This window comes from Enterobacter cloacae complex sp.6700776 (assembly GCF_048284255.1).
Classification (GTDB): Bacteria; Pseudomonadota; Gammaproteobacteria; order Enterobacterales; family Enterobacteriaceae; genus Enterobacter; species Enterobacter intestinihominis.
In genome coordinates this window covers 63,770-83,481 of sequence record NZ_JBLVYK010000015.1, presented here as the reverse complement: position 1 = coordinate 83,481, position 19,712 = coordinate 63,770, and the positions used below count along the sequence as shown (strand labels likewise).

General features: G+C 55.3%; 19 protein-coding genes and 5 tRNA genes. 11 read left to right on the top strand and 13 right to left on the bottom strand.

The genetic code is table 11. From position 1 onward, the window contains the following. Positions 1-183 precede the first annotated feature (183 nt). Positions 184-1,467: a putative acyl-CoA thioester hydrolase gene (locus ACNQ0T_RS18265; protein WP_017384948.1), complete on the top strand. Its 1,284-nt coding sequence runs from the start codon at positions 184-186 to the stop codon at positions 1,465-1,467. 103 nt (positions 1,468-1,570) lie between these two features. Here ACNQ0T_RS18265 and pgl read toward each other — a convergent pair whose 3' ends face one another. Beyond that, entirely contained in the window at positions 1,571-2,566 is a 996-nt protein-coding gene (pgl, locus tag ACNQ0T_RS18260) for a 6-phosphogluconolactonase (RefSeq protein WP_022647487.1), read from the bottom strand. A 119-nt stretch (positions 2,567-2,685) separates the two neighbouring features. On the opposite strand from pgl, the gene ACNQ0T_RS18255 reads away from it, so the two are divergent. Continuing rightward, positions 2,686-3,504 carry a pyridoxal phosphatase gene (locus ACNQ0T_RS18255; RefSeq protein ID WP_417930291.1) on the top strand — a complete coding sequence of 273 codons (819 nt, stop codon included), beginning with the start codon at positions 2,686-2,688 and terminating at the stop codon, positions 3,502-3,504. Here ACNQ0T_RS18255 and modC read toward each other — a convergent pair whose 3' ends face one another. From modC to ACNQ0T_RS18235, 4 genes are all read right to left on the bottom strand, one after another. Next, positions 3,505-4,563: a molybdenum ABC transporter ATP-binding protein ModC gene (gene modC, locus ACNQ0T_RS18250; RefSeq protein ID WP_017384950.1), complete on the bottom strand. Its 1,059-nt coding sequence runs from the start codon at positions 4,561-4,563 to the stop codon at positions 3,505-3,507. Beyond that, entirely contained in the window at positions 4,563-5,255 is a 693-nt protein-coding gene (gene modB / locus ACNQ0T_RS18245) for a molybdate ABC transporter permease subunit (protein WP_003858545.1), read from the bottom strand. The genes modC and modB overlap by 1 nt, the downstream gene beginning before the upstream one ends. After that, entirely contained in the window at positions 5,252-6,028 is a 777-nt protein-coding gene (gene modA, locus ACNQ0T_RS18240; RefSeq protein WP_023299624.1) for a molybdate ABC transporter substrate-binding protein, read from the bottom strand. The genes modB and modA overlap by 4 nt, the downstream gene beginning before the upstream one ends. A 178-nt stretch (positions 6,029-6,206) precedes the next feature. Beyond that, entirely contained in the window at positions 6,207-6,359 is a 153-nt protein-coding gene (locus ACNQ0T_RS18235; protein WP_003858549.1) for an AcrZ family multidrug efflux pump-associated protein, read from the bottom strand. Positions 6,360-6,486: 127 nt separating this feature from the next. Here ACNQ0T_RS18235 and modE point away from each other — a divergent pair, with 127 nt between their 5' ends. The 7 genes from modE to gpmA all read left to right on the top strand — a co-directional run bounded on the left by modE (position 6,487) and on the right by gpmA (position 14,303). Next, positions 6,487-7,275, top strand: coding sequence for a molybdenum-dependent transcriptional regulator (gene modE, locus ACNQ0T_RS18230; RefSeq protein WP_022647484.1), 789 nt, complete (start codon positions 6,487-6,489; stop codon positions 7,273-7,275). Positions 7,276-7,342: 67 nt separating this feature from the next. Further along, positions 7,343-8,815 carry a molybdate ABC transporter ATP-binding protein ModF gene (gene modF, locus ACNQ0T_RS18225; RefSeq protein ID WP_417930290.1) on the top strand — a complete coding sequence of 491 codons (1,473 nt, stop codon included), beginning with the start codon at positions 7,343-7,345 and terminating at the stop codon, positions 8,813-8,815. A gap of 201 nt (positions 8,816-9,016) precedes the next feature. After that, entirely contained in the window at positions 9,017-10,033 is a 1,017-nt protein-coding gene (gene galE, locus ACNQ0T_RS18220) for a UDP-glucose 4-epimerase GalE (RefSeq protein ID WP_023299622.1), read from the top strand. Positions 10,034-10,042: 9 nt separating this feature from the next. Beyond that, on the top strand, positions 10,043-11,089 hold the full coding sequence (gene galT / locus ACNQ0T_RS18215; protein ID WP_063147998.1) for a galactose-1-phosphate uridylyltransferase: 1,047 nt from the start codon (positions 10,043-10,045) through the stop codon (positions 11,087-11,089). Positions 11,090-11,091: 2 nt separating this feature from the next. After that, the gene (galK, locus tag ACNQ0T_RS18210) at positions 11,092-12,240 is read left to right on the top strand and encodes a galactokinase (protein WP_023305717.1); all 1,149 of its coding nucleotides are present in this window, start codon (positions 11,092-11,094) and stop codon (positions 12,238-12,240) included. Next, entirely contained in the window at positions 12,234-13,277 is a 1,044-nt protein-coding gene (gene galM / locus ACNQ0T_RS18205; protein WP_023299620.1) for a galactose-1-epimerase, read from the top strand. Before galK ends, galM begins: the two co-directional genes overlap by 7 nt. 273 nt (positions 13,278-13,550) lie before the next feature. Further along, the gene (gene gpmA, locus ACNQ0T_RS18200; protein ID WP_003858562.1) at positions 13,551-14,303 is read left to right on the top strand and encodes a 2,3-diphosphoglycerate-dependent phosphoglycerate mutase; all 753 of its coding nucleotides are present in this window, start codon (positions 13,551-13,553) and stop codon (positions 14,301-14,303) included. 61 nt (positions 14,304-14,364) lie between these two features. On the opposite strand, the gene aroG is transcribed toward gpmA, so the two are convergent. After that, positions 14,365-15,417: a 3-deoxy-7-phosphoheptulonate synthase AroG gene (aroG, locus tag ACNQ0T_RS18195; RefSeq protein WP_022647478.1), complete on the bottom strand. Its 1,053-nt coding sequence runs from the start codon at positions 15,415-15,417 to the stop codon at positions 14,365-14,367. 304 nt (positions 15,418-15,721) lie between these two features. Between aroG and ACNQ0T_RS18190 the strand changes: the two genes are divergently transcribed. Beyond that, complete coding sequence (locus ACNQ0T_RS18190) at positions 15,722-16,081, top strand: protein YbgS (protein WP_022647477.1); 360 nt, start codon at positions 15,722-15,724, stop codon at positions 16,079-16,081. A 99-nt stretch (positions 16,082-16,180) separates the two neighbouring features. Continuing rightward, positions 16,181-17,119 (top strand): CDF family zinc transporter ZitB, encoded by a 939-nt coding sequence (gene zitB / locus ACNQ0T_RS18185; protein WP_058677413.1) that lies wholly within the window; start codon positions 16,181-16,183, stop codon positions 17,117-17,119. On the opposite strand, the gene pnuC is transcribed toward zitB, so the two are convergent. The 7 genes from pnuC to ACNQ0T_RS18150 all read right to left on the bottom strand — a co-directional run bounded on the left by pnuC (position 17,116) and on the right by ACNQ0T_RS18150 (position 19,613). Then, the gene (pnuC, locus tag ACNQ0T_RS18180) at positions 17,116-17,835 is read right to left on the bottom strand and encodes a nicotinamide riboside transporter PnuC (RefSeq protein ID WP_199125581.1); all 720 of its coding nucleotides are present in this window, start codon (positions 17,833-17,835) and stop codon (positions 17,116-17,118) included. The two genes, zitB and pnuC, sit on opposite strands and share 4 nt — an antisense overlap. A gap of 22 nt (positions 17,836-17,857) precedes the next feature. Beyond that, on the bottom strand, positions 17,858-18,901 hold the full coding sequence (nadA, locus tag ACNQ0T_RS18175) for a quinolinate synthase NadA (protein WP_417930289.1): 1,044 nt from the start codon (positions 18,899-18,901) through the stop codon (positions 17,858-17,860). Between the two features lie 230 nt (positions 18,902-19,131). Continuing rightward, positions 19,132-19,207 (bottom strand) — tRNA-Lys (locus tag ACNQ0T_RS18170). Between the two features lie 31 nt (positions 19,208-19,238). Further along, positions 19,239-19,314 (bottom strand) — tRNA-Lys (locus tag ACNQ0T_RS18165). Positions 19,315-19,355: 41 nt separating this feature from the next. Further along, a tRNA-Lys gene (locus tag ACNQ0T_RS18160) sits at positions 19,356-19,431 on the bottom strand. Between the two features lie 3 nt (positions 19,432-19,434). Next, positions 19,435-19,510 (bottom strand) — tRNA-Val (locus ACNQ0T_RS18155). 27 nt (positions 19,511-19,537) lie between these two features. After that, positions 19,538-19,613 (bottom strand) — tRNA-Lys (locus tag ACNQ0T_RS18150). Positions 19,614-19,712 lie beyond the last annotated feature (99 nt).

Here is a 19,712-nt window from a genome sequence, read left to right as displayed (position 1 = left end):
CATCTGTCACCTGCTGTCAACCGCCTTGCAGGAAAATGTTATTTATTTGTGATGACTTTCCCGTCGCCTGCGGGCAAAAATGCAACTTTTCCCGTTTTTATCTTCCCGTTTCGCTCAACTTAGTATAAAAAAGCAGGCTATTTCGTCTATTCAGATAAGACTTGCATACCCAGGAGCATAACCTTGAATATTTCCAGGATTTCCCGTCTGGCGTTGGCACTCGCCTTTGGCGTGACTTTATCCGCTTGCAGTTCAACACCACCGGATCAGCAACCTTCTGAGCAGGTTGCTCCGGGCACCGCTTCCCGTCCGATCCTGTCAGCGGCTGAAGCGAAGAACTTCACCCGTGCGCACTATTTCTCGGCGATGGATCCCAATGCAGCCCCATGGACGCCTTCTTCTATTAACCTGCCGAAACAGCCAGACTTCGTTGTCGGCCCGGCCGGAGCAGAGGGCGTTACGCACACCTCAATTCAGGCAGCTGTTGATGCCGCAATCACCAAACACAGCGCATCTCGTCAGTACATTGCCATCCTGCCGGGTGAATACGAAGGAACCGTTTATGTTCCGGCTGCACCGGGAAGCATTACGCTTTACGGACTTGGCGAAAAAGCGGTCGACGTGAAAATTGGCCTGGCGATTGATTCAGAGATCGACAGCACCACCTGGCGCCATCTGGTGAACCCGGCCGGTAAATACATGCCAGGTAAACCGGCGTGGTATATGTTTGATAACTGCCAGCGCAAACGTGCCGCCACCATTGGCGTGATGTGCTCGGCAGTATTCTGGTCACAGAACAACGGCCTGCAATTGCAGAACCTGACCATTCAGAACACCCTGGGCGACAGCGTTGACGCCGGTAATCACCAGGCCGTGGCGCTGCGTAGCGATGGCGACAAGGTACAGATTAACAACGTCAATATCCTGGGCCGCCAGAATACCTTCTTCGTGACCAACAGCGGCGTGCAGAATACCCTTCAGAACAATCGTCTGACGCGTACTCTGGTCACCAACAGCTACATTGAAGGCGACGTGGATATGGTCTCCGGTCGCGGCGCGGTGGTATTTGATAACACCGACTTCCGCGTGGTGAATTCACGTACGCAGCAGGAAGGTTACGTCTTTGCCCCGGCCACGCAGTCCAATCTGTTCTATGGCTTCCTGGCCGTGAATAGCCGCTTTACTGCTGCTGGCGATGGCGTGGCGCAGCTTGGCCGCTCTCTGGACGTGGACTCCGCCACTAACGGCCAGGTCGTGATCCGCGACAGCGTGATTAACGAAGGCTTTAACATGGCGAAACCGTGGGCGGATGCGGCGATCTCGAAACGTCCTTTCTCCGGCAACACCGGCACGGTGGATGATAAAGACAACGTGCAGCGTAACCTGAACGACGCTAACTTCAACCGCATGTGGGAATACAACAACCGCGGTCTGGGTAGCAAAGTGGTTGCTGAACCGAAGCAGTAAAATGCCTGCTGCCGGGTGGCGGCTACGCCTTACCCGGCCTACCTCATGCATTAACCACGCATAAAAAAACCTCGCATGTGCGAGGTTTTTTTTCGTCTACGGATCAGTGAGCGTTAATCACAACCCACATCGGCCCTTGTCCGACCGCATAGCGTCCTTTCTCTTCCAGTAGACCCTGCACGCCTTTGATTTCATAGAGCGCGATGTGGTGGGATTTCTGCCCCGCCGCAATCAGGTATTTGCCGCTGTGATCGACATTAAAGCCGCGCGGCTGGGTTTCTGTCGGCTGGAAGCCCTCAACTGCCAGAACGCTGCCGTCTTCTGAGACGCTGAAGATGGTGATCAGACTGGAGGTACGGTCACAGGCATACAGGTGGCGGCCATCCGGCGTGATGTGAATGTCTGCCGCCCAGCGTGTGTCGGAGAAATCAGCTGGCATCATGTCCAGCGTCTGTACGCACTCGATCTGCCCGTTAGGATCGTTCAGCTCCCAGACATCTACCGAGCTGTTCAGCTCGTTAACGACATAGGCATACTGCTGATTCGGGTGGAAGACCATGTGGCGCGGGCCTGCGCCTTCCACGGTGGTGACTTCCGCCGGGCTCTGCGCGACCAGATGACCGTCATCGCTCAGGGTAAACAGGCAGATGCGATCCTGCTTCAGCGCTGGCACCCACAGCGTGCGGTTATCCGGCGAAATGTTGGCGGAGTGGCAACCCTCAAGCCCTTCTACCACGTCGACGGTTTCAACGGGAATACCGTCTTCCAGGCGGGTGACGCTCACGCAGCCTGCATTGTAGGAGCCGCTGAAGATAAAGTTGCCTTTATGGTCGGTAGAAATATGGGTCGGGCTGCCCGGCAGCGGCGCTTCTGCGGTATAGGTCAGCGCGCCGTCATCCGGGGAGATGCGGTATGCGAGTACGCGGAATTCCGGGCGTACCCCGACATAAAGAAAACGTTTATCCGGGCTGACGACCATCGGCTGCACCTGGCCTGGCACATCAACAACCTGAACCAGCGTAAGCGAACCTTCTGTATTCAAACGCCAGACATGGATCTGCTGACTTTCAGGACTGGCGGTATAAACGGTTTGTTTCATGAATACTCCTGATTATTTTTAACGGTGAATGCTGAATTGTAGTCCGGGATTTTGCAGGGTTCCGCTCTCGGTGTACCATCCCGACAGACCTTAAATTCAACATTAACCCGGAAGAAAAAATGACCTCGCGAGTGATTGCCCTGGATTTAGACGGAACACTGCTTACCCCTCAGAAAACCCTGCTCCCCTCTTCTCTTGAGGCCCTCAAACGAGCCCGGGAAGCGGGGTATCAACTTCTCATCGTAACGGGTCGACATCACGTAGCCATTCATCCTTTTTATCAGGCACTGGGCTTAGATACACCTGCAATTTGTTGTAATGGCACTTATTTGTATGATTATCAGGCAAAAAAGGTTTTAACCTCTGATCCGCTTCCCGTTCCGCAGGCGCTGCAATTGATTGATTTACTGGATGAGCACGCGATTCATGGCCTGATGTATGTGGATAACGCCATGCTGTATGAACGCCCTACCGGCCATGTGATCCGCACCAGCAACTGGGCCCTGTCTTTGCCGGAAGCGCAGCGACCGGTGTTTACTCAGGTTTCCTCCCTGCGCCAGGCGGCGGAAGACGTCCAGGCAATCTGGAAATTTGCCCTGACCGATGAAGACACCGCCAAACTGAACACCTTCGCAAAACATGTCGAGCATACGCTGGGTCTGGAATGTGAATGGTCCTGGCACGATCAGGTTGATATCGCCCGTAAAGGCAACAGCAAAGGAAGGCGTCTGACCCAGTTCGTTGAATCGCAGGGCGGATCAATGCAGGACGTGATTGCCTTCGGCGATAACTATAACGACATCAGCATGCTGGAAGCGGCCGGAACGGGCGTGGCGATGGGCAACGCCGATGACGCGGTGAAAGCGCGCGCTGACGTGGTGATTGGCGATAACATCACCGACAGCATCGCGCAGTATATTTATACCCACCTGCTGTAATCAGGCGGTGATAGAGACGCTCTTGATTTGCGCGTAAAGCCACAGGCCAGGCTTGATGCCTAACTCATCCCTGGCCCACGGGCTGATGCGCGCCCACAGCGTTCTGTTGCCTACTTCCAGCTGCACTTCCACCTGGCCGTTATCATCAAAACACTGCGCCACTTTTGCGCGCAAAATATTGCGGATACTGGTTTGCAGCGGCGGTTGCAGCACCAGGGAGACATCCGACGCCTGAATGCGGATCCGTAACGTGGACTGAATCGGCGTATCGATTTTATTCACCCACAAATGCTGGTCACCCAGCGCCAGCGCGGTCATCGCATAATGTGGATGGTGCTCCAGCACGCTCACCTTCAGAATGCTGCTCTGCTGCTCCTTTGGTAGCCACGGATGCATAACGCTGCTGCCCCATACCTCTTCCAGATTGCCGAATGCCTTCACCCTGCCCGCTTCCAGCACCAGCACTTTGTCGGCCAGATGTAAAATCTCATCCAGCGAATGGCTGACGTAGAGCATGGGCACGTTGATTTCCCGCGCCAGACGTTGCAGATACGGCAGCAGCTCGCGCTTGCGCGGAATATCCAGCGAGGCCAGCGGCTCATCCAGCAGCAACAGTTCCGGCGCGGTTAACAGGGCGCGGCCAATCGCCACGCGCTGTTTTTCACCACCCGACAGCGACGACGGGAGACGATCCAGCAGCGGTTCGATGCCCAGCAGCGCCACCAGCTTATCGAACTGTCCGGCCATGCTTTTTGCCATGCCGTAACGCAGGTTCCCGCGAACGCTGTAGTGCGGAAACAGGCGCGCATCCTGAAACACATATCCGATACGGCGTTTGTCCGGTGACAGGCAGACCTTCTTCTCCGCGTCATTTAAGACGCGGTTATTTAGCACAATACGGCCAGACTGGGGACGCGTCAGGCCGCTAATCGCATTAATCAGAGACGTTTTCCCCGCCCCGGACACGCCAAAAATGGCGGTGATACCGCTGGCAGGCAGCGTTTCGTTGAGCGTCAGAGTGTGACTGCCCAGGGTTTGCGTAAAGTTGAGTTCCAGCATCACGATTTCCCCATCCGTTCACGGCTGAGGCGCGCCAGCCACTCAGACACCAGCAGCGAGACCAGAGCGAGCACAATCGAAATAATACACAGCCGGGCCGCCGCACCTTCGCCGCCCGGGGTCTGAATCAGGGTATACATGGCCGACGGGATGGTCCGCGTCTCGCCGGGAATGTTCGACACAAAGGTGATGGTCGCGCCAAACTCACCCAGCGAACGGGCGAAGGCTAACACCGTACCGACGATAATGCCCGGTAACGTAAGCGGAAGCGTAATGGTCAGGAATACTCGCCAGCGGCCTGCACCCAGCGTGCGGGCGGCCTGCTCTAGCCGGATATCCACCCCTTCCAGCGCCAGGCGGATAGCGCGCACCATTAGCGGGAAGGACATTACTGCCGCGGCCAGAACCGCGCCGCGCCAGCTGAAAGCAAAGGTCAGGCCGAACCAGTCGTACAGCCATTCGCCGATAAAACCGCGTCGCCCCATGGAGATCAGCAGCAGATAGCCGACCACCACAGGCGGTAACACGAGCGGAAGATGGAGAACACTGTCGAGCAGGGCTTTGCCTGGAAACTTCACGCGAACCAGTAACCAGGCAAAGAACACCCCAAAGGGCAAACTCAGCGCAACCGCCAGGGAAGAGACTTTCAGGCTCAGCAGCACGGCCTGCCATTCAGGTTCGGTCAATATCATTCGTGAGTCGTAAATCCGTAACGTTTAAAGATAGCGGACGCTTCAGGCCCCTTCAGGTAGTCAACGAAGGCCGTCACGGTCGCATTTTTATGTCCATCAACTATCGCAACAGGATATTCTACTTTCTTATGCGAGTCTTCCGGGAAGGTACCGACCACCTTCACACCTTTACTGGCGACGGCGTCGGAGCCGTAAACGATCCCGAGTGGCGCTTCGTTACGCTCCACAAGCGCCAGCGCGCCGCGCACATCTTCTGCGGGAGCCAGCTTCGGCGATAAGGTCTCCCATGCGCCCAGTTTTTGTAGCGCTTCTTTCGCATAAATCCCGGCAGGAACATGCTCCGGATCGCCCACCGCCAGACGGCCACCGTTGAGCAGACGGGTCCAGTCCGTCTGTTTGTTGATGGCGATGTCGCCCTGCTTGCTGTTTGCGGGCGCGACCACCACCAGGCTATTTCCCAGCAGCGTTTCGCGGCTAGCCGTATCAACAGATTTTTTCTCCACCGCGTAGTCCATCCATTTCTGATCGGCAGAGATGAACAGATCAGCCGGTGCTCCCGCTTCGATCTGGCGGGCCAGCGTCGACGAGGAGGCAAACGACGAAACGACCTCGACGTTTTTCTCTTTTTTGTATACCGCAGCAATATCCTGCATCGCGTTAGTCAGCGACGCCGCCGCAAAGACCGTGATTTTTCCTTCATCCGCCAGCGCGTGGCCAGTGAGTGAGAGAGTCAGCGTTGCCCCTGCGAAAAGGCGTACCCATGAACGTGCCATTTGAAGCTCCTGTGCGTATCGTTATATACAAACAAATATAACGACATATCGCAGGCGTTCCTAGCGCTAAATCGTACCCATTAATGCGTAAACTCAAGGAACGTTGTAAAAGATATCGGCGGGAGAGGAATAAACTTGAGAGCAAAACGCCCGGGCTGGCCGGGCGTTTTGGAGGAAATCATTGCTGCTTTTTAGGCTGGTCACGACGATGACCAATGTTCGAAAAGACGTTGAACACTTCACCCAGGCCGTAGATGGCACCGAGGATGATAGCCATCACTACTGGCACCATGATTACCGCGAATACCAGACTTTTCAACAACTCTAACATGGTTTTCTCCAGATCTTGTGAACGGCTTATTCTACCCTGAAAAGTAAGAAAAACATCCCCTTTTGTGCGGTGCGCTTTCCGCACCCGGACATTTGGGTCACAATAACCTTTTTGCCGGGACATTGTTATGCAGGCCGAAATTCTCCTCACCCTACGACTTCAGCAGAAGCTTTTCGCCGATCCGCGACGCATCGCCCTGTTAAAACAAATAGAACAAACTGGCTCGATTAGCCAGGGAGCCAAAAACGCCGGCATCAGCTATAAAAGCGCCTGGGATGCGATTAACGACATGAACACCCTGAGCGAACAAACGCTGGTAGAGCGCGCCACCGGCGGAAAAGGCGGCGGCGGCGCCGTGTTGACGCGTTACGGGCAACGCCTGATCCAGCTCTATGACTTACTGGCGCAGATCCAGCAAAAAGCATTTGATGTGCTGAGCGATGACGACAACCTGCCGCTGGACAGCCTGCTGGGCGCCATCTCCCGCTTCTCTTTGCAGACCAGCGCCCGCAACCAATGGTTTGGTACGGTGACGGGGCGCGATCATTCGCAGGTGCAGGAGCATATTGAGATCCTGCTCGCGGACGGCACAACGCGCCTGAAAGCCGCCATCACCGCGCAAAGCGGTCAACGCCTCGGGCTGAACGAAGGTCAGGAAGTGCTGGTATTACTCAAAGCGCCCTGGATCAGCATCACGCTTAACCCTGAGCAGGCCGCCGAGGCCGACAACCAGCTACGCGGGCGTATCAGCCACATCGAGCGCGGCGCAGAACAGTGTGAAGTGCTGATGACCCTGCCGGATGGACAGTCGCTCTGCGCCACCGTTCCGGTGAACGACGCGACCGAATTAGATGAAGGTGCTGTGGTGACCGCATATTTCAATGCAGACCGGGTAATTATCGCCACATTGTGCTAAGCGCATTGACAACCCCACCAACACTGAGTATCCCTGACATCTGTTGCTGCAAAAAATGGGATAACACATGTCATCATTGCATATTTCGCAAGGCACGTTTCGTCTTAGCGATACCCGTACCTTATTGTTGCCAGAATTAACCTTACGCGCCGGAGAAAGCTGGGCGTTTGTGGGCACGAATGGCAGCGGAAAATCCGCGCTGGCCCGCGCTCTGGCAGGCGAATTAACCCAGCTGAAGGGTGAGCGTCAGTGCACCTTTACCCGGCTGACGCGCCTTTCCTTTGAACAGCTGCAAAAGCTGGTCAGCGATGAGTGGCAGCGTAACAATACCGATTTGCTCAGCCCCGGCGAAGAAGATACCGGCCGCACGACGGCGGACATTATCCAGGATGAGATAAAAGATCCTGCCCGCTGTCAGCAGCTGGCGGAGCAATTTGGCATTACCGCCCTGCTTAACCGCCGCTTTAAATATCTCTCTACCGGCGAGACGCGCAAAACGCTGCTGTGCCAGGCGCTGATGAGCGAGCCGGAACTCCTGATTCTGGATGAACCGTTTGACGGACTGGATGTGCAGTCCCGCGCGCAGCTGGCAGCGTTGCTGGCGTCGCTTAACCAGCAGGGATACACCCTTGTGCTGGTCCTTAACCGCTTTGATGAGATCCCGGATTTCGTACATTACGCGGGCGTGCTGGCGGACTGTAGCCTGACCGAAACCGGCGAGAAAGCCGTACTGCTCCGGCAGGCGCTAATTGCACAGCTGGCCCACAGCGAGAAACTGGACGGTATTGCGCTGCCGGAGCCGGATGCCCCTTCGGCACGCCACGGGCTGGATCCTGACCAGCCGCGCATTGTGCTGCGCGATGGGGTGGTTGCTTACGACGATCGCCCTATTCTTAATCATCTCAGCTGGACGGTTAATCCTGGTGAGCACTGGCAGATCGTCGGCCCCAACGGGGCGGGTAAATCCACGCTGCTAAGCCTGATCACTGGCGATCACCCGCAGGGTTACAGCAACGATTTGACCCTCTTCGGCCGCCGCCGCGGCAGCGGGGAAACCATCTGGGATATCAAAAAGCATATCGGTTATGTCAGCAGCAGCCTGCATCTGGACTACCGGGTGAGCACTACGGTGCGAAACGTGATCCTCTCTGGCTTCTTCGACTCCATTGGTATTTATCAGGCGGTATCCGACAAGCAGCACAAGCTGGCGCAGCAGTGGCTGGATATTCTGGGTATGGACAACCGGGTAGCCGATGCGCCATTCCACAGCCTGTCGTGGGGGCAGCAGCGGCTGGCATTGATCGTCCGCGCGCTGGTTAAGCATCCTACTCTGCTGATTCTTGATGAACCGTTGCAGGGGCTGGATCCCCTCAACCGTCAGCTGATCCGCCGCTTTGTGGATGTCCTGATTAGCGAAGGTGAAACCCAGTTGCTGTTTGTCTCCCACCATGCTGAGGATGCCCCATCTTGCATCACCCATCGGCTGGAATTTGTGTCTGACGGCGAGCATTACCGCTACCTGCTGAGCAAAATCGATTAACGCGTGGAGGGCGCTGCCCTCCGCTTTTCAGACAACCTGCAACAATACATCTCTATCTCTTTGATCTACAATGCACTCAGTCTGTGAAAAAGCGCCTGTGAAAACCAGTGTAAACGATACCACTATTTTATCCCATGTCACACTTTTCGCGTCTCTGATATGCTATGGTTAATTCATACCATAAGCCTAATGGAGCGAAATATGCGAGTTCTGGTAACAGGTGGTAGCGGTTACATAGGAAGTCATACCTGCGTACAACTTCTGCAAAGCGGCCACGATGTCGTCATTCTTGATAACCTGTGCAACAGTAAGCGCAGCGTGCTGCCGGTCATTGAACGCCTTTCGGGTAAACAGCCGACTTTCGTGGAAGGAGATATCCGCAATGAAGCATTGATGACTGAAATCCTTCACGATCACGCGATTGAAACCGTTATCCACTTCGCGGGCCTGAAAGCGGTGGGCGAATCGGTAGCAAAACCGCTTGAGTACTACGACAACAACGTCAACGGTACCCTGCGTCTGATCTCCGCCATGCGTGCGGCGAACGTTAAAAACTTTATCTTCAGCTCTTCCGCGACCGTCTACGGCGATCAGCCAAAAATTCCTTACGTTGAAAGCTTCCCGACCGGTACGCCGCAAAGCCCGTATGGCAAAAGCAAGCTGATGGTCGAGCAGATCCTGACCGACCTGCAAAAAGCCCAGCCTGAGTGGAGCATCGCGCTGCTGCGCTACTTCAACCCGGTTGGCGCGCATCCGTCAGGCGACATGGGTGAAGATCCGCAGGGCATTCCAAATAACCTGATGCCGTATATCGCGCAGGTTGCCGTAGGGCGTCGCGACTCCCTGGCGATTTTTGGTAACGATTATCCCACCGAAGACGGCACCGGCGTGCGCGATTACATTCACGTGATGGATCTGGCCGACGGCCACGTGGCGGCGATGCAGCAGCTGGCGGATAAACCGGGCGTGCATATTTACAACCTCGGCGCCGGCGTCGGCAGCAGCGTGCTGGATGTGGTGAATGCCTTCAGTAAAGCCTGCGGCAAGCCAGTGAAGTATCACTTCGCGCCGCGTCGTGATGGCGACCTCCCGGCTTACTGGGCCGATGCCACCAAAGCGGATAAAGAGCTTAACTGGCGTGTTACCCGCACGCTTGATGAAATGGCACAGGATACCTGGCACTGGCAGTCACGCCATCCGCAGGGTTATCCGGATTAAGGATTTGTCATGACACAATTCAATCCCGTTGATCACCCGCATCGTCGTTTTAACCCGCTCAGCGGGCAATGGATTTTAGTTTCACCGCATCGCGCCAAGCGCCCCTGGCAGGGGGCGCAAGAGACGCCTGCCAAACAGTCGCTGCCGCAGCACGATCCGGACTGCTTCCTCTGTCCGGGCAACACGCGCGTGACGGGCGATACAAACCCGAACTACAAAGGCACCTTCGTTTTCACTAACGATTTTGCGGCGCTGATGACCGACACGCCGGACGCGCCGGAAAGCCATGACCCGCTGATGCGCTGCGAAAGCGCCCGCGGCACCAGCCGCGTGATCTGCTTCTCTCCCGATCACAGCAAAACGCTGCCGGAGCTGAGCGTTGAGGCGCTGAAAGAGGTGGTCAGCACCTGGCAGGCGCAAACGGCGGAGCTGGGCCAGACCTATCCGTGGGTGCAGGTATTTGAAAATAAAGGCGCGGCGATGGGCTGCTCTAACCCGCATCCGCACGGCCAGATCTGGGCGAACAGCTTCCTGCCGAACGAAGCCGAACGTGAAGACCGGCTGCAAAAAGCCTATTTCGCCCAGAACGGTTCGCCGATGCTGGTGGATTACACCCAGCGTGAACTGGCGGACGGCAGCCGCACTGTGGTGGAAACCGAGCACTGGCTTGCGGTAGTCCCTTACTGGGCGGCGTGGCCGTTTGAAACGCTGCTGCTGCCAAAGGCCCATGTTCAGCGTATTACGGACCTCAGCGACGCCCAGCGAGACGACCTTGCCCTGGCGCTGAAAAAATTGACCAGCCGCTACGACAACCTGTTCCAGTGTTCCTTCCCCTACTCCATGGGCTGGCACGGTGCGCCGTTTAACGGCGAAGAGAATCAACACTGGCAGTTACATGCACACTTCTATCCGCCGCTGCTGCGTTCTGCGACGGTACGTAAATTCATGGTGGGCTATGAAATGCTGGCGGAAACCCAGCGCGACCTGACGGCGGAACAGGCGGCAGAACGCCTGCGTGCCGTTAGCGACGTCCATTACCGCGAATCAGGAGTTTAAAAATGAGTCTGAAAGATAAAACACAATCCCTGTTTGCTGAAAAATTTGGCTACCCTGCCACCCATATTATCCAGGCGCCAGGCCGCGTTAATCTGATAGGCGAGCACACCGACTATAACGACGGTTTTGTCCTGCCGTGTGCCATCGACTACCAGACGGTGATCGCCTGCGCGAAACGTTCAGATCGTAACGTGCGAGTGATCGCCGCGGATTACGGCAACGAAATTGACGAATTTTCCCTCGATGCGCCGATCGTGACCCACGACAGCCAGCAGTGGTCGAACTATGTTCGCGGCGTGGTGAAGCATCTTCTGAAGCGTAACAAGAATTTCGGCGGGGCCGATCTGGTGATCAGCGGCAACGTGCCGCAGGGGGCGGGATTAAGCTCTTCCGCATCGCTGGAAGTGGCGGTCGGCACCGTGTTCCAGCAGCTTTATCATCTGCCGCTGGACGGGGCGCAGATCGCCCTCAACGGTCAGGAAGCGGAAAACCAGTTCGTGGGCTGCAACTGCGGCATTATGGATCAGCTGATTTCCGCGCTGGGCAAGAAAGAACATGCTTTGCTGATTGACTGCCGTTCTCTCGGAACCAAAGCGGTTCCGCTGCCAAAAGGTGCGGCTGTGGTGATCATCAACAGCAACTTCAAACGCACCCTGGTGGGGAGCGAGTACAACACCCGCCGCGAGCAGTGTGAAACCGGCGCGCGCTTCTTCCAGCAGCCAGCCCTGCGTGATGTCTCACTTGACGAATTTAACAAGGTTGCCCACGAACTGGATCCGGTTGTCACGAAGCGCGTGCGTCACGTGCTGACGGAAAATGCCCGTACCGTAGAAGCCGCCTCCGCGCTGGCGAAAGGTGACCTGAAACGGATGGGCGAGCTGATGGCCGAATCGCATGCCTCCATGCGCGACGATTTCGAAATCACCGTGCCACAAATCGACACCCTGGTTGAAATTGTGAAAGCCACGATTGGCGACAAAGGCGGCGTGCGTATGACCGGGGGGGGATTTGGCGGCTGTGTCGTCGCCCTGGTGCCGGAAGAGCTGGTCCCTGCCATTCAGGACGCGGTGGCTAAACAGTACGAAGCCAAAACGGGCATCAAAGAAACTTTCTATGTCTGCAAAGCATCACAAGGAGCCGGACAGTGCTAAACGAAACACCTACTCTCGCACCGGATGGTCTGCCGTATCGCCTGTTAACCCTGCGCAACAGCGCCGGGATGGTGGTTACGCTGATGGACTGGGGCGCAACGTTACTTTCTGCCCGCGTACCAATGCCTGACGGCAGCGTGCGCGAAACCCTGCTCGGCTGCGCATCGCCCGAGCAATATATCGAGCAGACCGCTTTTCTGGGCGCATCCATAGGCCGCTACGCCAACCGCATCGCCAGAAGCCGGTTTACGCTGGACGGCGTAACCTATTCCCTGCTTGCCAGCCAGGGTGAAAATCAGCTGCACGGCGGCCCGGAAGGGTTTGATAAACGTCGCTGGAAGATTGTGCAGCAAAATGACGGTGAGGTCTGGTTCTCTCTGGACTCCCTCGACGGAGACCAGGGCTTCCCGGGCAATCTCACCGCAACCGCGCGCTTTACCCTGACCGAAGATAATCGTATCGCCATTGAGTACCGCGCGACCGTCGACAAGCCGTGCCCGGTCAACCTGACTAACCACGCCTATTTCAACCTTGACGGCAATCAGACCGATGTCCGCAGCCACAAACTCCAGATCCTGGCGGACGCGTATCTGCCGGTCGATGAGATGGGGATCCCTTATCAGGGGCTGAAACCGGTAAGCGGTAATAGCTTTGATTTCCGTCAGCCGAAAACCATCGCCCAGGATTTCCTGAGTGATGACGATCAGCGCAAGGTGAAAGGCTACGACCACGCTTTCCTGTTGCAGGCGAAAGGCGATCTTTCTCAACCTGCCGCACAGGTCTGGTCTGCGGATGAGAAGTTACAGATGACGGTCTACACCACCGCCCCTGCCCTGCAGTTCTACTCCGGTAACTACCTGGAGGGGACCACGGCACGTGAACATAACGACTACGCCGCCTGGCAAGGTCTGGCGCTGGAGAGCGAGTTCCTGCCGGACAGTCCTAACCATCCTGAATGGCCGCAGCCTGACTGTGTGCTGCGTCCGGGTGAAGAGTACGTAAGCGTCACAGAGTATCATTTCATTCCGCGCGCATAATGTCCGGCGGCGCTACGCGTGCACGGGCCTACGAATGTAGGCCGGATAAGCGAAGCGCCATCCGGCAAAAAGCCTGGCCCTCACCGCGAGGGCTTTTTTCCGCTCAGCTTGCTGAAAATAGCGGCGATCGCAGACAAAATCATAACCCTGGATTCACATGCATCTTACACTCTCGAACTATTTTCGCTATGGTTAGGGTTAAGCGTTGCTGCTGGCACAGTCACGGCAATATAATGAGAATTGTTATCATTCAAAATGCTTGAGGAGTAAGAAATGGCTAATACTAAGCTTGTCCTGGTGCGCCACGGCGAAAGCCAGTGGAACAACGAAAACCGCTTCACCGGTTGGTATGACGTTGATCTGTCCGAGAAAGGCGTGAGCGAAGCAAAAGCGGCAGGTAAACTGCTGAAAGAAGAAGGCTTCACCTTTGACTTTGCTTACACCTCTGTGCTGAAACGTGCCATCCATACCCTGTGGAACATTCTGGACGAGCTGGATCAGGCCTGGCTGCCGGTTGAGAAATCCTGGAAACTGAACGAGCGTCACTACGGTGCGCTGCAAGGTCTGAACAAAGCAGAAACCGCAGAAAAATACGGTGACGAGCAGGTTAAGCAGTGGCGTCGTGGTTTTGCGGTCACGCCTCCAGAGCTGAGCAAAGATGACGAGCGCTACCCGGGCCACGATCCGCGTTACGCGAAGCTGACTGAAGCTGAACTGCCGCAGACCGAAAGCCTGGCGCTGACCATCGACCGCGTTGTGCCTTACTGGAACGAAACCATTCTGCCACGCCTGAAAAGCGGCGAGCGCGTCATTATCGCTGCTCACGGTAACTCCCTGCGTGCGCTGGTGAAATACCTGGACAACATGGGTGAAGATGAAATCCTCGAGCTGAACATCCCTACCGGCGTGCCGCTGGTGTACGAGTTCGACGAAAACTTCAAGCCAGTTAAACATTACTACCTGGGTAACGCCGACGAAATCGCTGCAAAAGCGGCGGCCGTGGCGAACCAGGGTAAAGCGAAGTAATTTTCGCCGGACATAAAAAAAGCGTGGAGCAATCCACGCTTTTTTATTGCCCGCGATAAACTTAACCGCGACGCGCTTTTACCGCATCCGCCAGCTGACGCAGGATCGCATCGGTATCATCCCAGCCAATGCAGGCATCCGTCACGCTCTTACCGTAGACCAGCGGCTCGCTGCCCTCCAGGTTCTGATTGCCTTCCACCAGATGGCTCTCAATCATCACCCCAATCACTGCGCGTTCACCGTTGGCGATTTGCTGACAAACGTCTGCACCAACTTCCATCTGCTTTTTGAACTGTTTGCTTGAGTTCGCATGGCTGAAATCGATCATGATCTGCGGCGCCAGTCCCGCTTTCTCCAGACCCGCCTTCACTTCCGCCACGTGTTTTGCGCTGTAGTTAGGCTCTTTACCGCCGCGCAGAATGATATGGCAATCGCCATTACCGCTGGTATTCACGATAGCCGAGTGGCCCCACTTAGTCACCGACAGGAAGCAGTGCGGCGCGCCAGCCGCATTGATGGCATCAATAGCGACTTTGATGGTGCCATCAGTGCCGTTTTTGAAACCCACCGGGCATGACAGGCCAGACGCCAGCTCACGGTGAACCTGCGATTCAGTCGTACGCGCACCAATAGCGCCCCAGCTCATCAGGTCAGCCAGATACTGCGGGGTGATCATATCGAGGAATTCTCCGGCAGCAGGCAGCCCGCTGTCGTTAATCTCCAGCAGCAGCTTACGCGCAATACGCAGGCCGTCGTTGATCTGGAAACTGTTGTCCATGTGCGGATCGTTGATCAACCCTTTCCAGCCCACGGTGGTACGCGGTTTTTCGAAATAAACGCGCATCACAATTTCCAGTTCGCCCTTCAGCTCTTCGCGCAGGGTGAGCAGACGTGACGCGTACTCTTTGGCCGCAGCAGGATCGTGAATGGAGCACGGTCCGATGACCACCAGAAGACGATCGTCGCTACCTTTCAGGATCTTGTGGATCGCCTTGCGGGCATGAGACACCGTGTTGGCGGCATTTTCGGTGGCGGGGAATTTTTCAAGGAGCGCTACGGGAGGTAATAACTCATTGATCTCTTTAATGCGTAAATCGTCGTTCTGATAATTCATCTTCTTTCCGGCTCTGCCATATCTTTAGTAATGAAAGCAATGCTTTCAATCTAACTTGTCGATCACGAAGTGTAAACGGGATTTTACACTTCGCGCAGATAATTCCTGGAATTCGCCTAAAATACGCAACAAAATAGCGAAAAATGAGATCTCGCCTAAGCTTTTTACTTGTAACGACTGTTTTTAAATATTTATACGCGATTCCATCCTGACATAATTCAGGAATCTGGGATCTTTCGCCACTGAACAAGATGCACTGTTGGAGAATGTTATCCAGCGTAACGATAAGAACAGGAGCACCATGATGAAAATGACGAAACTGACTACGCTTTTCCTGACGGCAACCCTTACCCTGGCAAGCGGTAGCGTACTGGCAGCCGATACAGGCTCCTCCGGCAGCAACGGCGACGCGAATGCCGCTGCCGAAGCGGGCCAGGTTGCGCCGGATGCAAAACAGAATATCGCGCCAAATAATGTTGATAACAGTAATATCAACACGGGCAATACCAACACCGGCGGTACGAATACCGGCACGATGAACCATGACGGTATGAGCACTGACGAAGTTCACAAAAACTCAATGTGTAAAGACGGGAAATGCCCGGACCCGAATGACAAAGTGGGCAGCGATGCCAATACCAAAACGGACGGTACTACCCAGTAACCTTCCGTAAGGTAAAAGAGGGAGAGCGAATGCTCTCCTTTTTTATTTAAGCTCTTAAAAACGCTACACTAAAAATAATAATAAATCAGGAACGATACCATGCCGCACTCCCACTCCCATTCCCACTCCACTGGCGATGAAAATGCCAAACGGCTTCTGCTGGCTTTTGGCGTCACTGCCACCTTTATGATTATTGAGGTGACAGGCGGACTGATCTCCGGATCGCTGGCGCTGCTGGCCGATGCCGGGCATATGCTGACCGACGCTGCCGCGCTCCTGTTTGCTCTGCTGGCCGTGCAGTTTGCCCGTCGCCCTCCCAATGCCCGCCACACCTTTGGCTGGCTCAGACTGACCACACTTGCTGCGTTTGTGAATGCGATTGCACTGGTGGTTATTACCATTCTTATCGTCTGGGAGGCGTTTCAGCGCTTTCGTCATCCACAACCGGTAGCCGGAACGACGATGATGGTGATTGCTATTGCCGGGTTGGTCGCCAATATTCTGGCATTCTGGATATTGCACCGCGGCAGCAGCGAAAAAAATCTGAACGTACGGGCCGCGGCGCTTCACGTGCTGGGCGATCTGCTGGGTTCCGTAGGTGCCATCGTCGCCGCGCTGATCATTATGGGTACGGGCTGGACCCCCATCGACCCGATTCTTTCCGTGCTGGTATCGTGCCTTGTATTACGCAGTGCCTGGCGGCTGTTGAAAGAGAGCGTGAATGAACTGCTGGAAGGCGCTCCCACGTCGCTGGATATTGGCGAGCTAAAACGCAATCTGTGTCGTTCCATTCCTGAAGTCCGTAACGTTCACCACGTTCACGTCTGGCTGGTGGGTGAGAAACCGCTTATGACGCTGCACGTTCAGGTTATTCCGCCCCACGATCACGATGCGTTGCTTGAACGTATTCGGCACTTCCTTGAGCATCACTACGAAATTGCGCACTCCACCATCCAGATGGAGTATCAGCCCTGTAACGGGCCAGACTGTCACCTGAACGAGGCGCAGTCCGGCCACTCACACGAGCATCACCATTAGCGGGAAAGCGCGCGAGAGCCACGCTCACGCGCGCTGTTGATCCACATGCGGCTACCGTTCAGGGCAATGACGGTCAGCAGCATATACTCCAGCGACATGGCATAAACGCCCTGACGGGCAAAAATCACCACGCTAATCACGTTGATGACCACCCACAGCAGCCAGTTTTCAACGTATTTACGGGTCATCAGGATCATTGCGGCAATCGACAGCACCATCATGCAGGAATCCCAGAACGGGAAGGCATCAGGCTGAAGCTCAGGCATCGTCACGTTTAATCCCAGACCCGACATGACCGAGACCGCCACGCGCGTCAGGAAGGCAAATACCGGGTCAATAAAGATGGTCATAAAGCCGATTGCCACCACGCAGGCCGCGAGCCAGGCAATGGCTTTTGGCAACGGCAGCCAGCGGATTTGCAGCTCCGCCTCCTGCTGACTGTTTTGCCGCGACCAGGCGTACCAGCCATAGATATTGGCCGCGAAGAAGAACAGCTGCAGAAGCAGGCTGGCGTAGAGCTGGATCTGGAAGAAGATGATCGCAAACAGCGTGACGTTTATCAGCCCGAACGCATAGTTACTGATCTTCTCAAGGCTGGCCAGCCAGATACAGAGTAAACCGGCCAGCGTACCTACCGCTTCAATCCACGACAGGTCATAGCCGCCCGCACCAATCGGGATATGAACCAGGATGTTCTGTGTGCTAAAAAAATCCATTTTTTCTCCGGGGCGTAATAAGTTAAGTACGTAGTGTAGCCGCAAAATCCAGCATACGGTTAAGCGGAATTAACGCGCCTTCGCGCAGGGCGGCGTCCACGTGGATCTCATGCGCTGCGCCCCCGTTTTCCAGCCCCTCCGCAATCGGCTTAAGCCCATTCATCGCCATCCACGGGCAGTGCGCGCAGCTTCGACAGGTCGCCCCTTCTCCGGCGGTTGGCGCTTCGAGCAGCTCTTTTTCTGGTACGGCCTGCTGCATTTTATAGAAGATACCGCGATCGGTCGCCACGATGAGCTGCTTATGCGGCAGGGTTTTTGCCGCGTTTATCAACTGGCTGGTTGAGCCGACGGCGTCCGCCATCTCAACAATCGACTGCGGCGACTCCGGATGCACCAGAATTGCGGCCTGCGGGTATAAGCGTTTCATCCTGGTCAGTGCCTGGGTTTTAAACTCGTCGTGAACGATACAGGCGCCCTGCCAGCACAGTACATCCGCACCGGTCTGTTTTTGTACGTAGTTTCCCAGGTGACGATCGGGCGCCCAGATGATTTTCTCCCCCAGGCTGTCCAGATGTTCAATCAGCTCAACGGCAATACTGGACGTTACTACCCAGTCTGCCCGGGCTTTCACCGCCGCAGACGTATTGGCATAGACCACCACGGTACGGTCAGGGTGGGCATCACAGAAGGCGGTGAACTCATCAATCGGGCAACCGAGGTCAAGAGAACATTCGGCATTCAGCGTAGGCATCAGAATCGTTTTTTCCGGGCTGAGGATTTTTGCCGTTTCACCCATAAAACGAACCCCCGCGACCAGCAGCGTGGAGGCTGAATGCTTAGCACCGAAACGCGCCATCTCCAGGGAGTCTGAGATACAGCCGCCCGTCTCTTCCGCCAGCTGCTGAATTTCCGGGTCGGTGTAGTAATGCGCCACCATCACCGCATCACGCTCTTTAAGGAGGCGCTTGATTTTTTCACGATAGAACTGCTTCTCATCCCGGCTTAGCGGAGCTGGCTTCGGCGGGAAGGGATAGATTGCGGTTTCGGGATCAAACATCACACTCATTATGGCTTCTCGTTTTACTGGCTTAACAATATTGCCTTTGTTTTGCATGAGATAACAAAAATGAGGCAATGGTGTTTTGTATACTAAACAAGATAGCGAATTTGAGGGGGAATGTCATCGGGAATTGATGCCGGTAGCATCTGTCGGGTGGCGGCTTCGCCTTACCCGACTTACAAGGCACTGGCGAACGACAGATAGCAAAAAGGCGCCTTTAGGGCGCCTTTCTACATTGGTGGGTCGTGCAGGATTCGAACCTGCGACCAATTGATTAAAAGTCAACTGCTCTACCAACTGAGCTAACGACCCCTTGCGGGATGTACTTCAAATCTATTCAGGCTGGTGGGTCGTGCAGGATTCGAACCTGCGACCAATTGATTAAAAGTCAACTGCTCTACCAACTGAGCTAACGACCCATTCGGGTGTTGCCTGAATTATCACTCGGAACCAATAAAATTGGTGGGTCGTGCAGGATTCGAACCTGCGACCAATTGATTAAAAGTCAACTGCTCTACCAACTGAGCTAACGACCCGAGTGGTGGGTGATGACGGGCTCGAACCGCCGACCCCCTCCGTGTAAAGGAGATGCTCTACCAACTGAGCTAATCACCCACTCTGTACTGCCGGAACTGCTTTAAGTGGTGGGTCGTGCAGGATTCGAACCTGCGACCAATTGATTAAAAGTCAACTGCTCTACCAACTGAGCTAACGACCCACTTTTGCGCTGCTTTCACGTTGTTTGATATCCCGTGGCAACGGCGGCATATATTACTGATTTAAGAATTCTGCGCAACAAAAATTTCGATGAAGATCA

Bases quoted from the DNA above. Each gene is read 5' to 3' on its own strand.
- ACNQ0T_RS18235 (WP_003858549.1), bottom strand. From the start codon at position 6,359: ATGTTAGAGTTGTTGAAAAGTCTGGTATTCGCGGTAATCATGGTGCCA.
- modC (WP_017384950.1), bottom strand. From the start codon at position 4,563: ATGCTGGAACTCAACTTTACGCAAACCCTGGGCAGTCACACTCTGACG.
- modA (WP_023299624.1), bottom strand. From the start codon at position 6,028: ATGGCACGTTCATGGGTACGCCTTTTCGCAGGGGCAACGCTGACTCTC.
- modE (WP_022647484.1), top strand. From the start codon at position 6,487: ATGCAGGCCGAAATTCTCCTCACCCTACGACTTCAGCAGAAGCTTTTC.
- pnuC (WP_199125581.1), bottom strand. From the start codon at position 17,835: ATGGATTTTTTTAGCACACAGAACATCCTGGTTCATATCCCGATTGGT.
- ACNQ0T_RS18190 (WP_022647477.1), top strand. From the start codon at position 15,722: ATGAAAATGACGAAACTGACTACGCTTTTCCTGACGGCAACCCTTACC.
- gpmA (WP_003858562.1), top strand. From the start codon at position 13,551: ATGGCTAATACTAAGCTTGTCCTGGTGCGCCACGGCGAAAGCCAGTGG.
- pgl (WP_022647487.1), bottom strand. From the start codon at position 2,566: ATGAAACAAACCGTTTATACCGCCAGTCCTGAAAGTCAGCAGATCCAT.
- modB (WP_003858545.1), bottom strand. From the start codon at position 5,255: ATGATATTGACCGAACCTGAATGGCAGGCCGTGCTGCTGAGCCTGAAA.
- galK (WP_023305717.1), top strand. From the start codon at position 11,092: ATGAGTCTGAAAGATAAAACACAATCCCTGTTTGCTGAAAAATTTGGC.
- galT (WP_063147998.1), top strand. From the start codon at position 10,043: ATGACACAATTCAATCCCGTTGATCACCCGCATCGTCGTTTTAACCCG.
- modF (WP_417930290.1), top strand. From the start codon at position 7,343: ATGTCATCATTGCATATTTCGCAAGGCACGTTTCGTCTTAGCGATACC.
- nadA (WP_417930289.1), bottom strand. From the start codon at position 18,901: ATGAGTGTGATGTTTGATCCCGAAACCGCAATCTATCCCTTCCCGCCG.
- ACNQ0T_RS18255 (WP_417930291.1), top strand. From the start codon at position 2,686: ATGACCTCGCGAGTGATTGCCCTGGATTTAGACGGAACACTGCTTACC.
- galE (WP_023299622.1), top strand. From the start codon at position 9,017: ATGCGAGTTCTGGTAACAGGTGGTAGCGGTTACATAGGAAGTCATACC.
- aroG (WP_022647478.1), bottom strand. From the start codon at position 15,417: ATGAATTATCAGAACGACGATTTACGCATTAAAGAGATCAATGAGTTA.
- zitB (WP_058677413.1), top strand. From the start codon at position 16,181: ATGCCGCACTCCCACTCCCATTCCCACTCCACTGGCGATGAAAATGCC.